At 66.7% G+C, this 22,207-nt stretch carries 23 protein-coding genes and 1 riboswitch; of the genes, 11 read left to right on the forward strand and 12 right to left on the reverse strand.

The window, feature by feature from the left end; all coding sequences use genetic code 11:
- The first annotated feature begins 41 nt into the window (after positions 1-41).
- The 3 genes from ACVENA_RS09570 to ACVENA_RS09580 are packed head-to-tail and all read left to right on the forward strand — an operon-like array spanning position 42 to position 5,036.
- A complete protein-coding gene (locus tag ACVENA_RS09570) occupies positions 42-2,441 on the forward strand; it encodes an MFS transporter (RefSeq protein ID WP_449328607.1) in 2,400 nt (799 codons plus the stop codon).
- Positions 2,431-3,822: a HAMP domain-containing protein gene (locus ACVENA_RS09575; protein WP_449328608.1), complete on the forward strand. Its 1,392-nt coding sequence runs from the start codon at positions 2,431-2,433 to the stop codon at positions 3,820-3,822. Before ACVENA_RS09570 ends, ACVENA_RS09575 begins: the two co-directional genes overlap by 11 nt.
- Positions 3,813-5,036 (forward strand): hypothetical protein, encoded by a 1,224-nt coding sequence (locus tag ACVENA_RS09580; protein WP_449328609.1) that lies wholly within the window; start codon positions 3,813-3,815, stop codon positions 5,034-5,036. The genes ACVENA_RS09575 and ACVENA_RS09580 overlap by 10 nt, the downstream gene beginning before the upstream one ends.
- Here ACVENA_RS09580 and ACVENA_RS09585 read toward each other — a convergent pair whose 3' ends face one another.
- Positions 5,037-5,369, reverse strand: a complete 333-nt coding sequence (locus tag ACVENA_RS09585) for an STAS domain-containing protein (RefSeq protein ID WP_257550376.1) — start codon at positions 5,367-5,369, stop codon at positions 5,037-5,039.
- A gap of 127 nt (positions 5,370-5,496) precedes the next feature.
- Here ACVENA_RS09585 and ACVENA_RS09590 point away from each other — a divergent pair, with 127 nt between their 5' ends.
- Genes ACVENA_RS09590 through ACVENA_RS09600 form a run of 3 tightly spaced genes read left to right on the forward strand, consistent with a single transcriptional unit; the run spans position 5,497 to position 7,667 of the window.
- Positions 5,497-5,925, forward strand: coding sequence for an ATP-binding protein (locus tag ACVENA_RS09590; protein ID WP_449328610.1), 429 nt, complete (start codon positions 5,497-5,499; stop codon positions 5,923-5,925).
- Positions 5,926-5,972: 47 nt separating this feature from the next.
- A complete protein-coding gene (locus ACVENA_RS09595; protein WP_449328611.1) occupies positions 5,973-6,449 on the forward strand; it encodes an SET domain-containing protein-lysine N-methyltransferase in 477 nt (158 codons plus the stop codon).
- 12 nt (positions 6,450-6,461) lie between these two features.
- Positions 6,462-7,667 carry a diaminopimelate decarboxylase gene (locus ACVENA_RS09600; RefSeq protein WP_449328612.1) on the forward strand — a complete coding sequence of 402 codons (1,206 nt, stop codon included), beginning with the start codon at positions 6,462-6,464 and terminating at the stop codon, positions 7,665-7,667.
- A 7-nt stretch (positions 7,668-7,674) separates the two neighbouring features.
- Here the strand turns inward: ACVENA_RS09600 and ACVENA_RS09605 are convergent, their stop codons facing one another.
- Positions 7,675-9,039: a porin gene (locus ACVENA_RS09605; protein ID WP_449328613.1), complete on the reverse strand. Its 1,365-nt coding sequence runs from the start codon at positions 9,037-9,039 to the stop codon at positions 7,675-7,677.
- A gap of 207 nt (positions 9,040-9,246) precedes the next feature.
- On the opposite strand from ACVENA_RS09605, the gene ACVENA_RS09610 reads away from it, so the two are divergent.
- The 3 genes from ACVENA_RS09610 (at position 9,247) to ACVENA_RS09620 (ending at position 12,014) form a co-directional block, all read left to right on the forward strand.
- Positions 9,247-10,149, forward strand: coding sequence for an SDR family oxidoreductase (locus tag ACVENA_RS09610; RefSeq protein WP_449328614.1), 903 nt, complete (start codon positions 9,247-9,249; stop codon positions 10,147-10,149).
- A 63-nt stretch (positions 10,150-10,212) separates the two neighbouring features.
- Entirely contained in the window at positions 10,213-10,869 is a 657-nt protein-coding gene (locus ACVENA_RS09615; protein WP_449328615.1) for a DUF4328 domain-containing protein, read from the forward strand.
- Positions 10,870-10,949: 80 nt separating this feature from the next.
- Positions 10,950-12,014: a hypothetical protein gene (locus ACVENA_RS09620; RefSeq protein ID WP_449328616.1), complete on the forward strand. Its 1,065-nt coding sequence runs from the start codon at positions 10,950-10,952 to the stop codon at positions 12,012-12,014.
- Positions 12,015-12,113: 99 nt separating this feature from the next.
- Here ACVENA_RS09620 and ACVENA_RS09625 read toward each other — a convergent pair whose 3' ends face one another.
- From ACVENA_RS09625 to ACVENA_RS09665, 9 genes are all read right to left on the reverse strand, one after another.
- The gene (locus ACVENA_RS09625; protein ID WP_257550387.1) at positions 12,114-12,461 is read right to left on the reverse strand and encodes a DUF2794 domain-containing protein; all 348 of its coding nucleotides are present in this window, start codon (positions 12,459-12,461) and stop codon (positions 12,114-12,116) included.
- The gene (cysE, locus tag ACVENA_RS09630; protein WP_449328617.1) at positions 12,461-13,180 is read right to left on the reverse strand and encodes a serine O-acetyltransferase; all 720 of its coding nucleotides are present in this window, start codon (positions 13,178-13,180) and stop codon (positions 12,461-12,463) included. The genes ACVENA_RS09625 and cysE overlap by 1 nt, the downstream gene beginning before the upstream one ends.
- 87 nt (positions 13,181-13,267) lie before the next feature.
- Positions 13,268-13,903, reverse strand: a complete 636-nt coding sequence (locus ACVENA_RS09635) for a hypothetical protein (protein ID WP_449328618.1) — start codon at positions 13,901-13,903, stop codon at positions 13,268-13,270.
- Between the two features lie 122 nt (positions 13,904-14,025).
- Positions 14,026-15,423: a pyruvate dehydrogenase complex E1 component subunit beta gene (locus ACVENA_RS09640; protein WP_449328619.1), complete on the reverse strand. Its 1,398-nt coding sequence runs from the start codon at positions 15,421-15,423 to the stop codon at positions 14,026-14,028.
- 1 nt (position 15,424) lies between these two features.
- Positions 15,425-16,495: a pyruvate dehydrogenase (acetyl-transferring) E1 component subunit alpha gene (gene pdhA, locus ACVENA_RS09645; RefSeq protein ID WP_257550391.1), complete on the reverse strand. Its 1,071-nt coding sequence runs from the start codon at positions 16,493-16,495 to the stop codon at positions 15,425-15,427.
- A 207-nt stretch (positions 16,496-16,702) separates the two neighbouring features.
- Positions 16,703-17,029, reverse strand: coding sequence for an FtsB family cell division protein (locus tag ACVENA_RS09650; protein WP_449328620.1), 327 nt, complete (start codon positions 17,027-17,029; stop codon positions 16,703-16,705).
- Positions 17,030-17,108: 79 nt separating this feature from the next.
- Positions 17,109-17,927, reverse strand: coding sequence for a universal stress protein (locus ACVENA_RS09655; RefSeq protein WP_449328621.1), 819 nt, complete (start codon positions 17,925-17,927; stop codon positions 17,109-17,111).
- Position 17,928: 1 nt separating this feature from the next.
- Positions 17,929-18,396 (reverse strand): fluoride efflux transporter CrcB, encoded by a 468-nt coding sequence (gene crcB, locus ACVENA_RS09660; RefSeq protein WP_449328622.1) that lies wholly within the window; start codon positions 18,394-18,396, stop codon positions 17,929-17,931.
- 17 nt (positions 18,397-18,413) lie between these two features.
- A riboswitch (Fluoride riboswitch) is annotated at positions 18,414-18,475 on the reverse strand.
- A gap of 71 nt (positions 18,476-18,546) precedes the next feature.
- On the reverse strand, positions 18,547-19,317 hold the full coding sequence (locus tag ACVENA_RS09665) for a helix-turn-helix transcriptional regulator (protein ID WP_449328623.1): 771 nt from the start codon (positions 19,315-19,317) through the stop codon (positions 18,547-18,549).
- An 88-nt stretch (positions 19,318-19,405) separates the two neighbouring features.
- On the opposite strand from ACVENA_RS09665, the gene ACVENA_RS09670 reads away from it, so the two are divergent.
- The gene (locus ACVENA_RS09670) at positions 19,406-20,164 is read left to right on the forward strand and encodes a class I SAM-dependent methyltransferase (protein WP_449328624.1); all 759 of its coding nucleotides are present in this window, start codon (positions 19,406-19,408) and stop codon (positions 20,162-20,164) included.
- A gap of 12 nt (positions 20,165-20,176) precedes the next feature.
- On the opposite strand, the gene eno is transcribed toward ACVENA_RS09670, so the two are convergent.
- The gene (gene eno / locus ACVENA_RS09675) at positions 20,177-21,451 is read right to left on the reverse strand and encodes a phosphopyruvate hydratase (protein ID WP_449328625.1); all 1,275 of its coding nucleotides are present in this window, start codon (positions 21,449-21,451) and stop codon (positions 20,177-20,179) included.
- Positions 21,452-21,666: 215 nt separating this feature from the next.
- On the opposite strand from eno, the gene ACVENA_RS09680 reads away from it, so the two are divergent.
- Positions 21,667-22,206 carry a hypothetical protein gene (locus tag ACVENA_RS09680; protein ID WP_257550399.1) on the forward strand — a complete coding sequence of 180 codons (540 nt, stop codon included), beginning with the start codon at positions 21,667-21,669 and terminating at the stop codon, positions 22,204-22,206.
- The last annotated feature ends 1 nt before the right edge of the window (position 22,207 follow it).

Here is a 22,207-nt window from a genome sequence, read left to right on the forward strand (position 1 = left end):
GCTATGCGATGCGGCATTGCGGGGCGAAGGGGCGAAACATCTTGATCGACAGGCTGAACCGTCTGCTGCGCGTCGAGCCGGGGGAGTGGCCGAAACTCGCGCAGTTCGCGCTGTTCGGCTTTCTGCTGCAAATGGGGCTCGGGATCGGTTTCAGCGCGGGCGACGCCGCTTTCTTCAGCCATGTCGGCGCCGACGCGCTGCCGGTGATCTTCATGCTCACCCCGGCGGTGATGCTCGTCTACACGGGCGTGTTTTCGGTCCTGATGGTGCGCTTTTCGCTGAATCATATGGTGATGGCGACCCTCGCGATGCTCGTCGCGGGCGGCGTGATCCTGTGGGCGCTGCTCGGCCGCGCGGGCGACAGCGCGCCGCTCTATTACGTACTGAAGCTCTATCTCGCGATGTGGTATATCGCGCTCTACAGCCTGTTCTGGAACTTCACCGACGCCTATTTCGACATTCAGGACGCCAAACGGCTGTTCCCGCTGTTCGCCGCATTTTGCGCGCTGGGGACCGCGGCGGGGGCGCTGATCGTCAATCTGCTCGCCGCGGTCGTCCCCTTGCCGGGTTTCCTGCTGCTTTGGGCCGGCATTGCCCTCGCGACGATGCCGCTCGCCCGGTCGCTCGGCCGCCGCTGGCCGCAGCTCAGCGAAAGCGACTCCGAAGAGACCGGGCAACCGGCGGGGGTCGCGGCGCAGGTCGCGATGATGGCGAACAGCTTTCGCTCCTCGCGCTATACGCTTGCCCTGACGGCAACCCTGTTCGTCACGCTGCTGATGACCAATCTTGCCGAATATCAATATGCCGCGGTGCTGCAGCAGGGGCGCAGCGAGGCCCAGCTCGCGGCGCTGTTCGGCGCGCTCTATGCGGCGTCGAACATCTTCAACCTCCTCGTCTGTCTGTTCGTCTTCAATCGGCTGGTGATGCGCCTCGGCGTCCGCAACGTCGCCTTCATCCTGCCCCTCACCTATTTCGCGGTGTTCGGCTTCTTCTTTCTCAGCAGCGGCTATGCGGCCGCGATCGCGGCCTTTTTCGCCTATCATGGCGTGCTGACCTCGATCGAATACAACAATCAGAATCTGTTGTTCAACGCGGTGCCCTCGGCGATCAAGCGCCCGCTCCGCACCGTGATCGAGGGGATGTGCGAACCGCTCGCCAGCCTGATCGCGGGCGGCTTCCTGCTCTATGCCGCCAAATATCTGGACCTGCGCGAGCTTTCGGGAATCGGAGTGATATTGGGCGCGCTGCTGATCGCGGTCGTCGTTCTGCTGCGCCAGCTCTATCCGGCCGCGATGGCGGGCAACATGCGGCAGGGCTGGCTCAATTTCGGCGCGCCCGCTCCCACGCTGACGCCCGAGGCCGAGGCGCGGCTGCGCGATCTCGCGGTGTCCCATGCTCTTGCCGCCGGCTTGCACGGCGAAACGAGCCAGCCCCGCCTCGCCGATCCGGACGCCATCGCCGATCTCCTCGCGGAGGCCCCCCGGCAAAGCCCCCGCGAGCGCCGCCGAAGCGCGGCGATGATCGCCGATTTCGGCGAGACCGCCATTCCGCATCTGGTCGCCGCGCTGCGCGATACGCGCCGCCAGCAGGGCGAACGCGCGGTGGCGGCGCGCGCGCTCGCCAGCCTGTCGCAGGCACAGTTCGCGGCGCAATCGGACGCGATCGTCGCCGCCGAACTCGACGCGGCGCAGCGGGTGATCGACAGCGCCCGGCGGCTCGACGCGGCCGACGATGGCTCGGGCCTTACCGGCCTGCTCGCCCGCGCCCAACGCGAACGCGCGAGCACCGCGATCGATTTCCTGCTCGAACTGCTGGCGCTGCGCGGCCTGCTGCCCGATTTCGACTTGCTGATCGTGTCGCTCCATTCCGCCAATGCCAAGGTGCGCGCCAACGCCATGGAGGCGGTCGAGACGGGCATCGGCCATGCGCTGTTCCGTCACGTCGAAGCGGTGCTGCGACCGCCCGAACGGGATGCCGCCGCGCCGCCATCCGGTGACGAGGTCGTCGCTCTCGCCGAGACCGCCCTCGACAGCGGCGCCCCCGTCGAGGTCGCCGTCGCGCTCGCGCTGCTCCACCAGCGCCTTTCGCAAGGCGAATTTGCTCGCCGGACCGCGCCTCTAATCCGCGTGGGAATGCCCGATCCGCTGCGCCGCCAATTGCTCGCGCTGCTCGGCTTGCAGCGTGCGACCGGTCCGAGCCGTGTCGACCTGATCGACGCATTGCGCCGAACCCCGAACTTCGCCGCCGCGACGCTCGAAGCACTCGCCAGCCTTGCCGAGGCAGCGCGGACCGAGCCTCTTGTCGATGCCTGGAGCGGCGTCACCGCCAGCGGCGACCGCTTCTGGATCGCACACGACGATATCGGGCGGGTCGCCGTGCGGCACCCCGATCTCGCGCTGGTGATGCTGCGCGTGCAGGACGGGCGCAACCATGCGGCGTAACCGGAAAATCGGCATCCAGACGCTGCTGCTGCGAATATTCCTGCCGGTGGTCGCGCTCGCGGCGCTGCTGGGGGCGATTTTCGTCTACAACCGGATCAACGCCACGATCCTGCGCCAGTTCGACGACCGGCTGATCGCAACGAGTGCGCTGACGGGCGTGCTGATCGATCCGGCCGATCACGACTGGCTGATCGACGCAGCAAAGACCAGGCGCGACCCGGCGGCGATCGAGCAGGACATCCGCTATCGCCGGAACGTCGAGCCGATGCGCCGGATTCGCGAGCGGCTGGGGCTCACCTATATCTATACGCAGGTGACGAGCGGCCGGGCCGAAGTGCGCTACATCCTCGACGGCACCGAGGGTGAGGAGCATACGGCGATCGGATCGCCCGACACCCTGCCCGAAGAGACGATGGCCGGGCTCGGCGACGTGCAGCGTCGGCAGGATATTTATGTCTCGCCGGTCGAATATCAGGAAAAATGGGGGCTGCTGAAAACCGCGGCGGCGCCGGTCTATGGCGCCGACGGAGCGATCGGCGGCACGGCCGGCGCCGACGTCAATGTGTCGGTCATTCGCGTCGCGACCCAGAACGCCCTGTTCCTGAGCGCAATGATCGGCATCGCCTCGCTTCTCGCCTGCCTGCTGGTCACCTTGCAGATCGTGCGGCGCGTCGCGCGGCCGATCGAGCGGCTGACGCAGGAAGCGCTGCGTATCGCCGCCGGCGATCATCGCCCACCCGCCGATGGGCAGGCCCCGCGCGAGGTGCGCGATCTCACCGCTTCACTCGCGGCACTGAGCGCCCACGCGACCGCCGATCTCGAAAGCGCCGCCACGCGCGCCGCGCAACATCGGCTGGCTGCGAGTGAAACGTGGCTGTTCGGCGGCGAAGGCAGGGCGCCGGTCATGCCGGCGGACGGCCCGCACGACCGTCCGTCCGAAACCCTCGCGCCGCACGCCGCCCCGGTCGATTCCGAACGGGAGCATGCGACAATCCCGGCCGAGGTCATCGATCATATGGCGATGCTGGCGTCGATCGCGCCGTTCGACAGACTGTCAGCCCGCGAGCTTCTGCTCGTCGCGCAGCACGTCCGCCCGCGATTGTCGCAGCCGGGCGCGCTGCTGATCGAGCGCGGCCAGCCCGCGCAGATGCTGCACATCGTCATCGCAGGCTGGGCGATGGCGGGAGAATTGCGCGCTCCGCCGCTCTTCGATGTTCCATCGCTGCTCTTTTCGCTTCCCGCCGCACAGGATTACCGCGCGGGCGCCGAAGGGATGCAATCGCTTTGCCTCGCGCGCGCGCACCTGTTCACCATCGCGCGCGAATGCCCGGAGTTCATTGTCGGCCTGCTCGACATGAAGGCGCTGCCGTCATGCGGATAAGGTCGATCATCCTTGCCGCGGCGATCCCGCTGCTGCTGCTGCTTGCGGCAGTGAACGGCGCCCTCCTCTATTTTCAGACGAAGGCCGAGATGCGACGCGGCCTCGACGAGCGCGCGCTTGCGGTGGCGATTACCACCGCCGAATTTCTGTCGACGATGGACGATCCGGCGGAATCGGTCGGCAGCGCGCCGCGCCGTGCGGCGCTGGTGTCGGCAGCACGGCACGTCGAAGGTCTCGAAGGCCTGTATCTGGTGGGTTCTACCGGCCGGATCACCGCGCTCGTGCCACCGGACCGACCGTGGACGCCAAGCCGTGCCGCTCCGCGCGCCGCGGCCGAGGTCGGTGCGATGACGAACGCCGACGGAAACCGCCATGTCGTCGCGCGCGCGCGTGTCGCGGGCGGCGGCTTCGTGGCCGCTCGTATCGATGCCGAACCGCTGTTCGCGCGGCTGGACGAGCTCTTGCGCTGGATCGTCGCCGGGATCGCGGCGGCGGGAGTCCTCGGCCTGGCCGCCGGCTGGCATGTCGCGCGACGAATCCAGCGCGAACTGGCGGTAAGCCGGCAGTTGATGACCGCGCTCGACACGGGAGGTCCTACGCCCGATACGAGCGCGCTGACCATTATCGAAGCCTCCGATCTGGCCGCCGCGCTCCGCCTGCTCGACGCCAATCGGCGCGCCACGCTTTCGGCAATCGACGCGCGGCGAACGCTCGAGGATCGCGACCGGACCGACATCGCGGCCTTTGCCACCTGGCGCGCTGCGGCCTTTCCATCGCTCGATACGACGGTTGCGGGCGGAGGGATCGCAGCCCGGCTATGCGGCGACGCAGCGCCCGGCTGCTTTTTCGCGCTCTGCACAAACGAGGATCGGGCTGCGCTGATCGTCGGCAAATGCAACGGCGACGACGCGCGCGAAGCATTGGCGCGCGCGGTCGCCGCGCGCGATTTTCTGAAACGGCACTGGCATGAAGGGACTCCCGACGAAGCGCTGGCCGCCGTGCGCGAGGCTTTCGCCGCGCTGCGGCTTCATCATCTGGCGTGGAGCGAGCGCAATCCGCCGACCGCCCCCTGCCTGCTGGCGATCATCGATGAGGCAACTGCCGCGGAATCCTATGCCCGTATGGCCCCCGACGCGCCGCCCGCAACAACGGTCGAGCGGATCGACGCTTTGCTCAAATTGGACGGCGTCCTCGCCGTCGTCAGTCCAGCCTGATCAACGGAGCGCGGCAAGCCCCGCATCGACATCGGCCTCGATGGCAAAGATCGGCGTGAAACCGCTGATGTCGAAAACCTCGTGAACCGCCGGCGACAGGCCGGTCAGCACCAGCCGGTGGCCGCCCGCCTTCGCCGCTTTCATGCCCTTCAAAAAGACGCGCAGCCCGGCCGAACTGACATAGGCGACCCCGGCCAGATCCATGATCGTCGCCGCATGCTGCTGAACGCGATCGGGCAGCACCGCCTCGAGTTCCGGCGCGCTGTTGCTGTCGATTCGGCCCGATGCCGCGACGAGCCAGGCACCGTCGAGTTGCTGTTCGCTGATATCCATCGTTCCGTCCCATTGCCTGTCGGCGCGCGCCGCCGCGCACCCTTTATGTAGCGATTGTCAAATTTTTCCACTCGATTAAGCTGATGTCCCGCAGGCGCAAGCCCTGCATTCTGGAACGATCGGCAACGTGGCGACCGAATTCAACTGCACCCTGTCCGATAGCCGCGCCGGTTTGCAGGCGATGATGGACGGCGCGGAGGCCTTTCTCGCGGACAATGCCATTCCCGATCGGACCGCCGCCCGGATCCTGATCGCGCTGGACGAGATCGTCAGCAATATCTTCGCCCATGGCGTCCGCGAGGGCGAGCCGACCGTCGCGGTCGGCCTGCGCATCGCGGAGGGCCAGATCGCGGGCGAGATCGTCGACGACGGCATCGCCTTCGATCCGCTCGCCGCCCCGCCGCCCGACACCGGGCTGTCGCTCGAAGATCGGCCGATCGGCGGGCTCGGCCTTCATATCGTCCGCGAAACGATGGACGAAATCCGCTATGATCGCGATCACGGACAGAACCGTCTACGATTCCATAAGATGTTCGCGCTAAAGGATTCGGACTAGGGACCGCGGCGCCGCCTGTGGGGGCACGGCGCCAAGGGGGAAACTGCATGTTCACATCGTCGCGCAAATTCGTGCCCGATCCGGCGGCGCCCGCGCCGCTGCTCGCGGTCTGCCGCGACACGGCGCTGGGGCTTTGCGTCCGGGCGCTCGGCGCCTGCGCTGCGGGAAGCGTGATCGAACGCTTCGACGGCGACATCGGCCCGCGCGTCTCTCAGCATAGCCTGCAAGTGCGGCCAGGGTCGCACATCGCGGGAACGCGGCATATCGGCTATCTGTCGCACGCCTGCGACCCCAACTGCCGCCTCGACATGGCGCGCTTCGAGCTGGTGGCACTGCGCGCGATCGCGGCGGGCGAGTTGTTGTCGATCGATTATGCGGCGACCGAGGACCGGCTCTATGCGCAATTCGCCTGCGCCTGCGGCGCGCCCGGCTGCCGCCGCTGGATCATCGGGCGCGACGAGCCAATCAGCCCGGCCGGCGTTCGCTATCTGGCGGGACTGCGCGGCGCCGTCGCTCCCGTCTGACGAGGTCAAGCGATGACGGCCCCTTGGTGGCAACGCGACGACCTTCGCCATGATGCCGACCGGCTGATCTTCGCCGGCCGCGACGTCGCGACGCTCGCCGCGGCCGCGGAAGGCCCGCTCTATCTCTATTCCGCCGCGCGTATCCGCTCCAATCTGGCGCGGCTGCACGCCGCGCTCGCCGAAACCGGCCACCCGCACCGCCTCTATTATGCGATGAAGGCCAACCGCCATCCGCCGCTGCTCGCGATGCTCGCCGCGACCGGACAATGCGGTATCGACATCTGCTCGCCCCGCGAACTGGAGCGTGCGCTGGCCTGCGGCTTCACCGCCGACCGGATCAGCTTCACCGGTACCGGCGTCGCGCGCCGCGATCTCGACATGCTCCTCGCGCACGACGACCTCGTCATCAATTGCGATTCGATCGGCATGATCCGCCGGATCGGCGAGCGCGTGCCCGGACGCGCGATCGGCATTCGCGTCAATCCGGCGCGCGGAGTCGGCTATGGCGACAGCGAGCGCCTGACCTATGCCGGAGCGCGGACAACCAAATTCGGAATCTACCGCGAACAGTGGGCGGAGGCGCTGGCCGCCGCGCGGGCGCACGATCTTCGCGTCACCAGCCTGCATTTCCATGTCGGCTGCGGCTATCTCGACGAACAGCTCGCCGATTGGGAAGCGGCGCTGGAAGCGGGCCTCGCTTTCCTCGCCGACCTCCCCGACGTGCGCGTCGTCAATATCGGCGGCGGCCTGGGCGTGCCGCACCGCGCATCGGACAAGCCGCTCGATCTTGCGAAATGGGCGGCGCTGCTGCGGCGCCATTTCGCCGGTCGCGCGGTCGAGATCGCGGTCGAGCCCGGCGATTATCTGGTCAAGGATGCCGGGATGCTCCTGCTCGGCGTCACCAATGTCGAGCGCAAGCAGGACACGCTGTTCGTCAGCGTCGACGGCGGCTTCAACCTGCACCCCGAACCCGCCTTCTACGACCTCCCATGCGAGCCGGTAGCCTGCGTCCCGCGCGCGTCGGACCCGGCGTCGTTCGAGCGCTGCACCATTGCCGGCAATATCAACGAGGCGCTCGACCTCTGGGCCGAGGACGTCGTGCTACCCCCGCTCGAAGAGGGCGATGTCATCGCCCTGCTCAACGCCGGCGGTTATGGCGCCGCGATGAGTTCGGACCATTGTATGCGCGGCACCTTCCGCGAAACCCTGCTCGACTGAGAATAGATCAGAAATCGAACTGGGTGCGCAGCCCGAAGGCATCGGCCGAATAATTGCGGTCGCCGGTCACCGTTCCCAGCGCGGCATCGTCAACCATCAGATGCCCGTAATTGGCCGTCAGGCGGACATAGGAAATCGGCGCCCAGACCAGCGAAACGCCCAGCGTCCGCTGGCGCCCGCCGACGATCCCGGCGTCGTTCAGATCGAGATGGTCGTAGCGCGCGTTGATCTCGATCGCGCCGGGGCCGCCCTCGGTGATCGGGCGCTTCGGCGACAGCCGGTCGAACGCGCCATCCTTGTACCCGCGGCTGTCGCCGCGCGTCAGGACATAGCCGACCTCGGCATAGCCGCCGAAGAAGGTCGGGTTTGCAAAGCCGGGACGGCTTGCCTTTTGCCAATAGGCTTCGCTCGCGACGTGGAAGGGCCCGTTGATCAGCGCAGCCTCCAATCCGAGCCCGCGTTCGCGCGACACGGTGAAGACGCCGGTATCGACGAGGCGGGCATCGGTCGTATGGACGAACGGACGCGGCGCATAACGCACCCCGTTCGGCCCGTCGTTGAGCTTGCGCCAGTGCGCCGACCCGGCGAGGTGGAGCTGCGTGTCGCCGAATTTGGGCATCCACACCGCGCGGCCGTCGAGGCTGAAGCTGTTGTTCGTATCGCTGAGCAGGTCATTGGCATTGTCGCCGAATATCCCGCCCTGAAGCAGCAAGGCCTTGCCCTTATACTGCCCCGACAGGCCGACACGGCGCTTGAAATTGAACGCCTGGGTAAAGGCGGCGCGCTCGGTAAAGCTGTTGAACAGATCGCTCGTCAGTTCGTCGAGCGACCAGAAGGGCTTGATCTGACCCGCGGTCACCGAAAAGGGACCGGGGCCATAGGTCAGATAGACATCGGCCAGTTCGACCCCGCTGTTGGCGACGTCGATATCGACCCGATAGCTCACCCCGCCCGGGATCTTGCCGTCCACGCCCAGATAGATGCGGCGGAACTCGGTGCCGACGCCGCCGCGCGCCCCGGTCACGCCCGCCGGCGCGTCGATGCTCGCGACATCGACCTGCATCCGCCCGCGCGGCTTGAAGCTCCAGCCATCGGCGGTTCTGATCTCGGGCGCTCCTTTCCAGACGATTTCGGTCGCGGGCTTTGCGGTCACCGCGGGCACGGCAGGCGTCGGTGTCGTCACGGGCGCGGGTGCCGGTTGCCCGGTCGCGGCGTCGAGCCGCGATTCGAGCGTCTGCACCTGCGCCTTCAGCGCTGCGATCTGCGCGCGCAGGTCGGCGGCCTCCTCGGCGGTCATCGCCTGCGCATGCGCCGCCTGCGGCAGGATGAACATCGTCGTCGCCAGAAAAGAGGCGGTCAGAAGGTGGCGCATCGGGGAATTGCTCCGCTGTGATAGGTGACAATCTCGCGGCGCTCCTATGACCGCTACATGACAGTTGCACGTCATTTCGATGACATTTCGGTTACCGAATAGCTTTTCATTCGCCCCTTGCCTGCCCGCGACGAACGGCTAAGGACGTGCCAGCTTTCTGACCAGTTTTCGCGGGCAACCTTTCGGCGCCCCTTTCAGGAGATCATCATGACGATCAAATTTGACGGACGTGTTGCCATCGTGACCGGCGCGGGTGGCGGGCTCGGCCGCGCCTATGCACTCGAACTGGCGCGCCGCGGCGCGAAGGTCGTGGTCAACGACCTCGGCGGCGCGCGCGACGGCACCGGCCATTCGGACGCCGCGCTCCAAGTCGTCGAGGAAATCCGCGCCGCTGGCGGCACCGCCATGTCGAACGGCGGCAGCGTCACCGAATATGATCATATGGCCGAAATGGTCGCCAAGGCGAAGGCCGAGTGGGGCAGCGTCGACATATTGATCAACAACGCCGGCATCCTGCGCGACAAGAGCTTCGCCAAGATGGAGCCCGCCGACTTCGACCTCGTCGTCCAGGTCCATCTGCTCGGCAGCGCCAACGTCACCAAGGCGGCGTGGGACATCATGCGCGAGCAGGCCTATGGCCGCATCCTGATGACCGCCTCGTCGACCGGCCTCTACGGCAATTTCGGCCAGGCCAATTACGGCGCGGCGAAGCTGGGCCTCGCCGGCCTCACCAAGACGCTCCATCTCGAAGGCGCGAAATACAACATCCGCTGCAACACGATCGCGCCGGTCGCGGGCACCCGCATGACCGAAGACATCTTCCCGCCCGAACTGTTCGAGAAGTTCACGCCGGAGAATGTCGTCCCCGCCGCGCTCTATCTGGTCAGCGAAGACGCGCCGACGAACATGATCGTCGGCGCCGGCGCCGGCGCCTTCCACGCCGCCTATGTCACCATGACCCCCGGCGTCGCGCTGCCCGAGGGCGAGCGTACCCCCGAAGGCGTCGCCGCCGCATGGGACAAGATCATCGACCGCAACGGCGAGACTGTCCCGCAATCGGGTGCCGAGCAGTCGATGGCGGTGATGAAGGCATTGCAAGCCCTGGGCTGAGCCTGATACCCCATCCTTCCGAAGGGGGCGCCGGGGCGGCGCCCCCGGAAGCGGGGGGACAATATGGCCGAAATGAGCCTGGCCGACGGCATCGATCTGCTTCAGCGGCGCGCGAAACTTGTCAAATTTCTGTTGGCCGGGGGATTCGTCGTGATTGCCGCGGTCCTCATGGGGCAGATCGCCGAGCTTCTGGGATATGTTTCGCTCGATGAAAGCGTCGAACTGACCGGAGCATCGGGGCTCTACGCCATCGTCGGGATGGCCGACGGCGTGCTCACGCTTGTCACGATCGTCTTTTTCGCCATGTGGATATATCGCGCGGCCGCCAACGTTGTCGCCGCCAACGTCGCTGGCTTCGCCTACACGCCCGGATGGGCGGTGGGCTGGTATTTCATTCCCTTCGCCAACCTGTTCAAACCCTTTTCGGCGATGCGCCAGATCTGGAACGCGAGCCATGGCGAACAAGGCGAACGGCTGGATTACGCAGAGGGCCTGCTCGCATTATGGTGGGGTTGCTGGATAGTCTCCAACATCGCCTCCAACATATCCTTCCGCATGACCTTCAACCCGTCTTCGGCGGAATCGCTTCTCATGGGACAACAGGTGGGCCTCGTCGCATCGGCGGTCAGCCTGGTGCTCTACCCCGCCGCCTATCGGCTGGTGGACCGGATCACCGAAGCGCAGCGCGCGCAGCTCAACGCTGCCCATATTTTCGCGTGATATATCGTATTGTAACACTAACACAGTTTTGCTAAAAGCCGCGTGGGGCAAGGGGATCGATCCAGAAAGGGACGACCCCGATGTATAGTGAAAGCGACCTGCAAGCCGCGGTCGATGCGAAGGTGTTGACGCCGGAGGCCGCGGAGGCCTTTCGGTCGCACATCGCATCGGTGCGCGAAGCCCCCGGAGCGGACGAGGAATCCTTCCGCCTCATCACCGGTTTCAACGACATCTTCGTCAGCATCGCCGCGGTGATTCTGCTCGTCGCGGTCGGCTGGATCGGCGAATCGATCCATCCCGCCCTCGCCGGCGCTTTCGTTGCCGCATCGGCGTGGGGTCTCGCCGAATATTTCACGCGCAAACGCCGCATGGCACTGCCGAGCATCGTGCTCGTCCTCGCCTTTTCGGCGGGGGTCTGCGCGACGATGATCGGATTCCTGTTCAAGCATGGCGAGGACATCTTCGGCCCGCGGCTCGGCGATACGACCGCGGCTATCCTCTTCGGCTCCATCGCCGCGGTGACGGCTGTCGCGACCTGGTTCCACTGGAAGCGCTTCATGGTGCCGATCACCGTCGCTGCCGGCACCGCCGCGCTCGCCGCGACCGCGGTGGCGCTCGTGCTGGCCGCAACCGGCGTGCCCAGCCCCGACGGCACACTGCCGATGATCCTCGTGCTGATCGCCGGCCTCGGCGTCTTCACTCTCGCCATGTGGTGGGATCGCAGCGACCGGGTACGCCAGACGCGCCGCAGCGACGTCGCCTTCTGGCTCCACCTGCTCGCCGCGCCGATGATCGTCCACCCGATCTTCCACCTGCTCGGCGTGACGCGCGGCGACGATATCGGCAGCGGCGCGGCGGTGCTCGTTGTCGCCATCTACATCGCCTTCGGCTTGATCGCGCTCGCGATCGACCGCCGCGCGCTGCTCGTCTCGGCGCTCGCCTATGTGCTGTTCGCAATGACGCAGCTCTTCCGCACTTTCGGCGCGGTCGAACTCAACGTCGCGCTGACGGCGTTCGTGATCGGGTCGGCGCTGCTGCTGCTCTCGGCCTTCTGGCAGAATGCGCGGGCCGCGGTCGTGGGCCTGCTGCCCGACAATCTGGCGAACCAGTTGCCGGCCACCATTCGGGCGACGGTTCAAGTCTAACTGCAAGCGTCATCCCGGCGGAGGCCGGGATCTCGCCGGGGCGTAATGCTCAAAGGGCGAGATCCCGGCCTTCGCCGGGATGACGGCGTGGGGGCGCCGTCAGTCCCCGACCAGCTTCATAAGCTTGCGCTCGACGGGGGCGAGCACGCCCGCAAGCTCGTCCCCGCGCTTCAATATCGCCCCGGCTTCGGAGACAAGGGCCCACATGCCCTGCCGGCTCCGCAAGGCGGGGCGTTTTTCTATGCGATATTCGGGGCGCTCGGCGGCGCGGCGAAAGGCGGAGAAGATCGCGGCGTCGCGGTGGAAGTCCATCGCATAGTCGCGCCAATGCCCCGCGGCGACCATACGGCCGTAGAGGTCGAGGATGCGCATCAATTCAGTGCGCTCGAAACCGGTCTGCTGCGGTGCCGCCCGATTGCCGAACGGCAGAGGCGTCACCGTTCCCATCAGGCGCTTTTCCGACTCCCCTTGCGCTGCGGCGCGTCGGCTTCCCCTTTGAGCGCATCGCGCTCCGCGACCAGCATCGCGATCTGCTTCTGCATCTGCTCGAGCTGGCATTGCAGCAGTTCGAGTTTCTGCGTCGCGGGATCGAAGGTCTCGCAGCACGGCGTGCCATAGGGCACGAACTCGCGCGCATATTCGCTGGCGTCGAGCAGGGTCGAGCGCGCCGGGATGCCGACCATCACCGCGCCTTCGGGCACGTCCTTGGTCACCACCGCATTGGCGCCCACGCGCGCCCGCGCATGGACGGTGACGGGGCCGAGAATCTGGGCGCCCGACCCGACGATCACATCGTCGCACAGCGTCGGGTGGCGCTTGCCGCCGATGCCGTTGGCGGGATCGGTGCCGCCCAGCGTCACGTCCTGATAGATGGAGACATTATCGCCGATCTCGGCGGTCTCGCCGATCACGACGCCAAAGCCGTGATCGATGAACAAATGCCGCCCGATCTGTGCACCCGGATGAATGTCGATCCCGGTCAGCCAGCGCGACAGATGATTGACGAAGCGCGCAAGGAAGAACAGGTCCGCCTCAAACAGCCAGTGCGCGATGCGGTGCATCCCGACCGCGAGCAGCCCCGGATAGAGCAGGATTTCCCAGCGTGTCCGCGGCGCGGGATCGCGCGCCTTGATCGAATCCAGATAGGCGATCAGCCCGTTGAACATGCGTCTGTCCCCTGCGACCCTATTTCTGTACCGCGCAAGATAGATGTTCGGTGGCGGCATTTCCACCCCCGCGCGTGCTTTTGTCGCTCAGCGCCCGAAAAGACCGATCCGCAACAGCCGCAACTCCTCGCTCCGCCAGCGCCGTTCGCCATCGCGCGCGGTGATCGCAGCGGCCCAGCGGTCGAGCATCAGCAGGGCCTTTTTCCCCCGAAAAGACGCGCGCGGCGGGATCGGCTGGTCGCGGGCATCGGCGAAGAGTTGCCGCGCCTCCGCTTCGCCTTGCTGAAGCCCGGCGCCCCACAGCAATCCCCAGCGCACGCCGCCAGCGCCGCCCGAAAGGGAGAACAAGGCTTCACCGAACCCCGCCGCCGCGTCGCGCCGTTCCGTTTCGTTTTCGGCAAGCAGCATTGCCTCTGCCGCATCGACGAGCGCGTCGAGACCGCTCTGCTCACCCCACGCGGCCTGCAATTCGGCGAGCAGCGGCTCGCCCTTCGGCAACATCGCGGGATCGCTCGCGAGCAGCGCCATCATGTCGCGCCACCAGGCGAGCTTGATCTGCCCGATCATCGGCTCGCGCGCATCGCGGAGCAGCTTGGTCAGCCGCTCGGCGAGCGCCCATAGCGCGGTGACGGCCAGCCGCCGCTCGCGCGGCACCGCCACCATGACGCGCGGGTCGCGGATGTCGGGGTAAGGACTGGCTTCGGATTCGGCGTCGCCGTTCATGCGCAGCGCGGTATCATCCCATCACCGTCATTGCGAGCGAAGCGAAGCAATCTCCAGCCCGCGACCTGTATGCCGATAGCTGGAGATTGCTTCGTCGCGTCGCTCCTCGCAATGACGAGGCGTTATCCCCGGTTGGTGATCGCCTTCACCGCCGCGATCACCCGCGGTGTGTCGACCAGTGCCGCCTTTTCGAGATTGTCGGCATAGGGCAGCGGCACATCCTCGTTGCAGACGCGCACCACCGGGGCGTCGAGATCGTCGAAGCCCTGCTCCATCGCGACCATCGCGAGCTCGCTGGCGATCGAACAGGTCGGCCAGCCCTCCTCGACGACGACGAGGCGATTGGTCTTCTTGAGGCTGGCGAGCACCGTCGCGATGTCGAGCGGACGGATCGTGCGCAGATCGATCACCTCGGCCTCGATCCCCTCGCCCGCCAGCGTATCGGCGGCTTCGAGCGCCAATCCGACGCCGATCGAGTAACTGACGACGGTGACGTCGCTGCCTTCGCGCATGACGCGCGCCTTGCCGATCGGCAGGACATAGTCGACGACGTCGGGAACGTCGAAGCTGCGGCCATAGAGCAGCTCGTTTTCGAGGAAGACGACCGGGTCCTCGCTGCGGATCGCGGCCTTGAGCAGGCCCTTGGCATCGGCGGCGTCATAGGGCGCGATCACGATCAGGCCGGGGACGCTCGCATACCAGGGGGCATAATTCTGGCTGTGCTGCGCGGCGACGCGCGACGCGGCGCCGTTCGGTCCGCGAAACACGATCGGACAGCGCATCTGGCCACCCGACATGTAATTGGTCTTCGCGGCCGAGTTGATGATGTGGTCGATCGCCTGCATCGCGAAGTTGAAGGTCATGAACTCGATGATCGGCTTGAGGCCGCCCATCGCCGCGCCGGTGCCGAGCCCGGCAAAGCCATATTCGGTGATCGGCGTGTCGATGACGCGGCGCGCGCCGAACTCGTCGAGCAGGCCCTGCGTCACCTTATAGGCGCCCTGATATTCGGCGACCTCCTCACCCATCACGAAGATGCGGTCGTCGGCGCGCATTTCCTCCGCCATCGCATCGCGGAGCGCCTCGCGGACCGTGAGCTTCACCGTCGCCGTACCCTCGGGAATCGACGGATCGGCGGCGCGCACGGCGGGTGCGGGCGCCTTGACCGTCGCCCCAGCGGAAGCTGGGGCCGCTGGCGTCGGCTCGCTCTCATTGGCGGCCCCAGCTTCCGCTGGGGCGACGTCCTTGGCGGGCGCAGGCGCAGGCGCCGCCTCCTCCCCCTCGCCCGCGATCGTTGCGATCACGGTGCCGACCTTCACATTGTCGGTGCCTTCGGGAACCAGGATCGACGCGATCGTGCCTTCGTCGATCGCTTCATATTCCATCGTCGCCTTATCGGTCTCGATCTCCGCCAGAATGTCGCCCGACTTCACCGTGTCGCCTTCCTTGACGAGCCACTTGGCGAGCGTGCCCTCTTCCATCGTCGGCGACAGCGCCGGCATCTTCAGTTCGATCGCCATCTCAATATTGCTCCACCAGCACGTCGGTATAAAGTTCGTGAAGTTCGGGCTCGGGCGCGCTTTCGGCGAAGTCGGCCGCGTCGCTCACGATCTGGCGGATTTCCTTGTCGATATCCTTGACCTTGTCCTCGGTGATCCCGGCGTCGAGCATCAGCTTCTTGAGATGCTCGATCGCATCACTCTTGTCGCGCACCGCCTGCACTTCCTCGCGGCTGCGATATTTGGCGGGGTCGGACATCGAGTGGCCGCGATAGCGATAGGTCTTGAGTTCGAGCAGGATCGGCCCCTTGCCCGCGCGCACCCATTCGAGCGCCGCTTCGGCCGCGCCGCGCACCGCGAGCACGTCCATGCCGTCGACCTGCATCCCGGGAATGCGGAAACTTTCGCCGCGGCGATAAAGCTGGTCCTCGGCGCTGCTGCGGTTGACCGAGGTGCCCATGGCGTACTGGTTGTTCTCGATCACGAAGATGATCGGCAGCTTCCAAAGCTCGGCCATGTTGAAGCTCTCGTACACCTGGCCCTGGTTCGCGGCGCCGTCGCCGAAATAGGCCATGGCGACGCCGCCGTCGCCGCGATATTTGTGCGCGAAGGCGAGGCCCGTGCCGAGCGACACCTGCGCGCCGACGATGCCGTGACCGCCATAGAATTTATGCTCGACGCTGAACATGTGCATCGAGCCGCCCTTGCCGCGCGAAATGCCCGCGGCGCGACCGGTGAGTTCGGCCATGATCACCTTGGGGTCGATGCCGTAGGCGAGCATGTGACCGTGGTCGCGATAGCCGGTGATGACGCTGTCCTTGTCGCCGTCGAGCGCCGACTGGAGCCCGACCGCGACCGCTTCCTGGCCGATATAGAGGTGGCAGAAACCGCCGATCAGTCCGAGGCCGTAAAGCTGCCCCGCCTTCTCCTCGAAGCGGCGGATGAGCAGCATTTCGCGATAGAATTTCTCAAGCTCTTCGGGCGTCGCCTGATAGGGAGCGGGCTCGCTCGGCTGCTCGCGGTTGGTGGCGGGCGCTGGGGTGGAAGCGGATTTTTTCGGCGCGGCAGTCTTACGCGCGGGTTCTTTGGCCAAGGCGGATTTCCTCTTGCGGTTAGCCGTTACGGCAAGGCCCCCTATAGGAGAGCGACGGCCCGCTTGGCAACGCCCGCTTGGCGGGCACAGGGCCCGGCGTTACGTATGCATTTTTTGCAATCAGGGAGTGGAGAAGAAGGGGCGTCCTACCCTTCAGACCATGGACCCTGAAACAGGCTCAGGGTGACGAATGTTTCAGGGGCCAGCTTAAGGCTTCTCGTTACCGTCCATCGGGATAGCGATCTCGTCGGGGTGCATGACCCCCAGCTTCTCGCGCACATATTCGTCGGCGAGATCGGGGTCGACGCGGCGCCGGTCGAGCAGATTGACCCTGTTCTGCAATTCGCCCTGCTTCTTGGCGAGCTGGTTCAGCACGATGCGCTTCTTCTCGACCGACTGACTGTAGTCGCCCCAGGCATAAAGCCCCGTCGGCCCGAAGATCGCATAGCCGATCATCGCCAGCACCGCGATCAGCGCCACCGCGGGACCAATGGCCCGATTCATCGATTTGCGGAATTTATGGCGCTGCGTCATTTCGGCCCTTGAATCAGAGTTGATTCGCGGCGTCAAGGGCATCAAACCCCGATGGAAGGAAAATGCCCGCCGCCTCTCATCAATGCGCCAGCATCACGGGCATGTCGGCCGCGGCGAGCAGATGGCGCGTCGTGCCGCCCAGCAGCCATTCGACCACCGCCGGATAGCGATAGGCGCCGGCCACCAGCAGGTCGGCGCCGACGCCATGCGCTTCGCGCACCAATTGTGCGCCCAAATTCGCATGGTCAGGCGCCACAACGTGCAGCGCGGCCTCCGTTCCGGCTTCGGCCAGCAGCCGCGTCAGCCCGCGCACGGCATCGTCGCGCGCACCGATGCGGATGCCGGTGACGCGATGTGCGTGCCGCAACCACGGACCGGCGCCCTCGATCGCGTGGCGCGCGGCCTCGCTGTCGCTGAGCCCCACGGCGATATGCGCGAAAGCCGCACGCTCGCTGCCGCGCCAGCCCGGCGGCACGATCAGCACCGGCTTGCCGCTACGAAAGATTGCGGCATGAAAGGCGTCGGCGCTGTCGAGATTGGGCTCGCGCACCAGCACGAGGATGATCACGTCGGCCGCCTTCGCTTCCTCGCAGAGCAGCGCCGCCTCGGCCCCGACCAGTGCCTTCCATCGCACCGGCGGCGTGCCCTCGGCCGCGCCGGCATTCCAGGCCAGAAAAGCCGAGCGGACGGCCTGCGCGCGTTCCTGCGCAGTGCCTTCCCAGCGTTCGCGGAGGAGCTGGATGTCGATTTCCTCGGGCGCGACGACCAGATGTTCGGGATCGACGACGACATGCAGCGCCTCGATGCTGGCGCCGCCCAGCGACCGCGACGCGACGACGGCGGCGTCGAGGCAGGCGGGGGCGCTCGCGGCGCCGGTCAATATGGCGAGCAGCCGCATGTCAGCCCCGCATTCCGTGCAGCGCCGACGATCCCGCATATCCGGCCCAGACCGCCAGCAGGCACAGCAGGACCGAAAGCAGGACGTTCGCCGCCGCGCGCGCCGGCTCGCCGGATTGCAGCAGCGCGAGCGTCTGCAGACTGAAGGAGGAAAAGGTCGTATAGCCGCCGCACAGACCGACCAGGATGAAGAGGCGCACGTCGGGCGGCACCGTCAGGCGCCCGCCGGGTTCGGTCAGCGCCGCGAACAGGCCGATCGCGAACGATCCGGTGACATTGATGACGATCGTGCCCCAGGGCATGGCCTCGCCCAGACGCGTGGTGATCAGCAGGTTGATCCAGTAGCGCAGCAGCGTGCCCGTGGCGCCGCCCGCGGCAAGCCAGAGCGCGGTCACCATCGCGCCGGCCCCATCGGCTTTCGTTGCGAAATCATCATGTCCCATCTCCTCGCGCGGGAGAAGGACGAACACCTACCCGCGCATCATGGCGCAAGGCAGGAGTCATCAGCCGGCATGGCGGTTATCGGGGAACTCCATCCCCATCGACGGCGATCATAGCGCCAATCGGCGGCGATGACAACGAGCTGGGACAACGCGCGAACACGCCGCTGCGGGAGCCTCTCAAACGGGTCGCAGGAAAACCAGCCGGAAATCGCCGCGCTCCACGTCGGCGAGCGTGAACTGGAAGAAATTCAACTGTCCCCCGACGGGATGGTCGAATCCCCGCGCGCCGCCCTCGTGCGCCAGGATCGCCTGCCGCTCCCATAACGACGCGAACTCCGCGCTGTCGGCCCGCAGTCGCTCGACGACGGCGCGCACGCGCGGATCGGCCAGCGACCGTCCGTAATCGTGGCGGAACTCCGACAAAAGGCGCTCGGCGCGCGCGTGCCAGTCGGGAAGCAGGTCGCGCGCTGCGGGATGGAGGAACATGTAGTGGAGCAGGTTCGGATGCGCCTCCCCATCGAACAGGCCGGTGAACAAGGTGTGCGCCGCCGCGTTGGCGCAGCAGACATACCAGGCGGGATCGAGGCCATAGGCGGGCCAGGGCAGCGCCTCGACCGCCGCGGCCAGCTCGGGCGGCGCGGCCTCCACGGGCACGGCGGGGGCTAGGTCGGGGTCGCGCCGGTCGGCGAGCGCGAACATGTAATCGCGCTCGGCGCGGGACAGGCGCAGTGCGACGGCGAGGCGGGCCAGCGTCGCCGCCGAAGCACGGACGTCGCGCCCCTGCTCGATCCAGGCGACCCATGTCGTCCCGATTCCGGCGAGGTCGGCCAGTTCCTCGCGGCGCAGGCCCGGCGTCCGGCGGCGGCGCGACGCCCCCGCCGGCGCCATCGATTCGCGCCGGGCGCGCACGAAGGCGCCGAGCAGCCTGCGTTGTTCGTCCGTCTGCATGGATCAATTTATAACAGGATAATTATCTCTATTGTAACAGGGTAATTTACAGCGATCATCGCGGCGAAACCCGTTGGAGAAAATACGCATGACCGCCCATCACGATCAGATCGTTCAGGATCAATTCGGCCCCACCGCCAACGCCTATGTCGCCAGCAGCGTCCACGCGGCGGGCGCGGATCTCGTCCGTATCGGCGAGCGCGCGGCGAGCGCGCGTCCCCGCCGCGCGCTCGACCTGGGCGCGGGCGGCGGCCATGTCGCCTATGCGCTGGCGCCCCATGCTGAAGAGGTGGTCGCGTGCGACCTCTCGCCCGACATGCTGGCCGCGGTCACCGCCGAAGCCGGCCGGCGCGGCCTCGGCAATATCGCGGTCGCGGCGGCGGCGGCAGAGGCGCTGCCCTTCGCCGACGGCAGCTTCGATTTCCTTGCTTGCCGCTTTTCGACCCATCATTGGCGCGACGCCGAAGCCGGATTGCGCGAGGCGCGGCGCGTTCTGGCCGATGGCGCGCCGGCCATTTTCGCCGACGTCGTCGCCCCCGGCGGCGCGGCGCTCGACACCCATTTGCAGGCGGTCGAGGTGCTGCGCGATCCTTCGCACGTCCGCGATTATGCCGTCGCAGAATGGGCCGCCATGCTCGCGCGGGCCGGTTTCTCGATCCGGGCCCTGACGCGGTCGCGGCTGCGCATGGATTTCGCCGACTGGACCGCAAGGATGCGGACCCCGCCGGTGCAGGCGGACGCCATCCGCGCGCTCCAGCAGGCCGCGAGCCGCGATGTCACGACGCATTATGCGATCGAGCGCGACGGCTCTTTCACGATCGACGTGGCTCTGTTCGAGGCCGAATAGCCCGCAAGCCGATCAGCCGAAAATCGCCATCCCCGGATAGCGCGCCATGTCGCCCAGTTCCTCCTCGATACGGATGAGCTGGTTGTACTTCGCGAGCCGGTCCGACCGCGCGAGGCTGCCGGTCTTGATCTGGCCGCAGTTGGTCGCGACCGCGAGGTCGGCGATCGTCGAATCCTCGGTTTCGCCCGAACGGTGCGACATGACGGCGGTGTAGCGCGCGCGGTGCGCCATATCGACCGCATCGAGCGTTTCACTGAGCGTGCCGATCTGGTTGACTTTGACGAGCAGCGAGTTGGCGAGGCCGGTTTTGATGCCTTCCTCCAGACGCAGCGGATTGGTGACGAACAGGTCGTCGCCGACGAGCTGGCACTTGTCGCCGATCAGGTCGGTCAGCGCCTTCCAGCCCGCGAAATCATCCTCGCTCATCCCGTCCTCGATCGATTTGATCGGGTAATCCTTGACGAGCGCGGCGAGATAGTCGGCCATCTGTTCGGGGCTCAGCGACAGGCTCTCGCCGCTGATCTCGTACTTGCCGCCCTTGAAGAATTCGGTTGCGGCGCAATCGAGCGCGAGCACGACGTCGCTGCCGAGCTTGAAGCCCGCCTGCTCGACCGAGGCGGCGATGAAGTCGAGCGCATCGCGCGTCGAGGCGAGGTTCGGGGCAAAGCCGCCCTCGTCGCCGACCGAGGTCGACAGCCCTTTCTGCGCGAGGCCCTTCTTCAGCGTGTGGAAAATCTCGCTGCCCCAGCGCACCGCGTCGGCGATGCTGCCCGCACCGACCGGCATGATCATGAATTCCTGCACGTCGATCGGATTGTCGGCATGTTCGCCGCCGTTGATGATATTCATCATCGGCACCGGCAAGGTGCGCGCCGAGACACCGCCGACATAGCGGTAGAGCGGCAGGCCGCGCGCATCCGCTGCTGCTTTTGCGGCGGCGAGGCTGACGCCGAGGATCGCGTTGGCGCCGAGGCGGCCCTTGTTCGCGGTGCCGTCGAGGTCGATCATCGCCATGTCGAGCTCGCGCTGATCCTCGGCATCGAGGCCGATCAGCGCATCGGCGATCTCGCCGTTCACCGCCGCGACCGCCCTGGTCACGCCCTTGCCGAGATAGCGCGCCTTGTCGCCATCGCGGAGCTCGACCGCTTCATGCGCGCCGGTCGAGGCGCCCGAGGGCACCGCGGCGCGGCCGAAGCTGCCGTCCTCGAGCAGCACATCGACTTCGACGGTGGGATTGCCGCGGCTATCGAGGATTTCGCGGCCGTGGATGTCGATGATGGCGGTCATGGGAACTGTCCTGCTGAAGCCCGTGCGGCGGGGCATTGGAGAAAGCGCCCGCCTGTTATCGGCGCCGTGCCGCCAGCGCAACCACCGCATAGGAATTTTGACGAGCTATGGAACCATTGGCCGCGCCTTGCTATATATCTGGACAGGACCAAAGGGCTCACGACCGGCACTCCCCTGACGGCACGAGGCTCGATAAAAGAAGAGGATAGTGCCCCATGGCCAAAGCCGCCACTCCCACCGCCAAGAAAGCCACGCCCAAAGCGCCCGCGAAAGCCGCCGCAACCAAGGCCGCGCCCGCGCGCAAGCCCGCCGCGGCAAAGGCGACGGCCAAGGATCATCCGATCCGCGACCAGCTCGCGGCGACGCGCGACACGATCCGATCGGAAGCGTCGAAAAAGGCCGCTTCGCTGAAGGAAGAGGCGACGACGCTGAAGAATCAGGCGTCGGCCAGGGCGCGCGACGCTGCGACCAAAGGCAAGGACAAGGCCGCTGAAGCCGTCGGCAGCCTCGCCAAGATGCTTGAGGACAGCGCCGGCACCGTCGACAGCAAGTTCGGCAAGCAGTATGGCGACTATGCCCGTTCGGCCGCGTCGACCGTCGCCGGTCTCGCCACGACGCTCGACAAGAAGGATCTCGACGAGCTCGCCGCCTCGACCAAGGACATGGTCAAGAAGAATCCGGCGGTCGCCGTCGGGGCCGCGGCGGTGATCGGCTTTGTGCTGGCCCGCATGCTCAAGGGCGGCTCGAACGACTGAC

It is taken from the genome of Sphingopyxis sp. 550A, assembly GCF_053569535.1.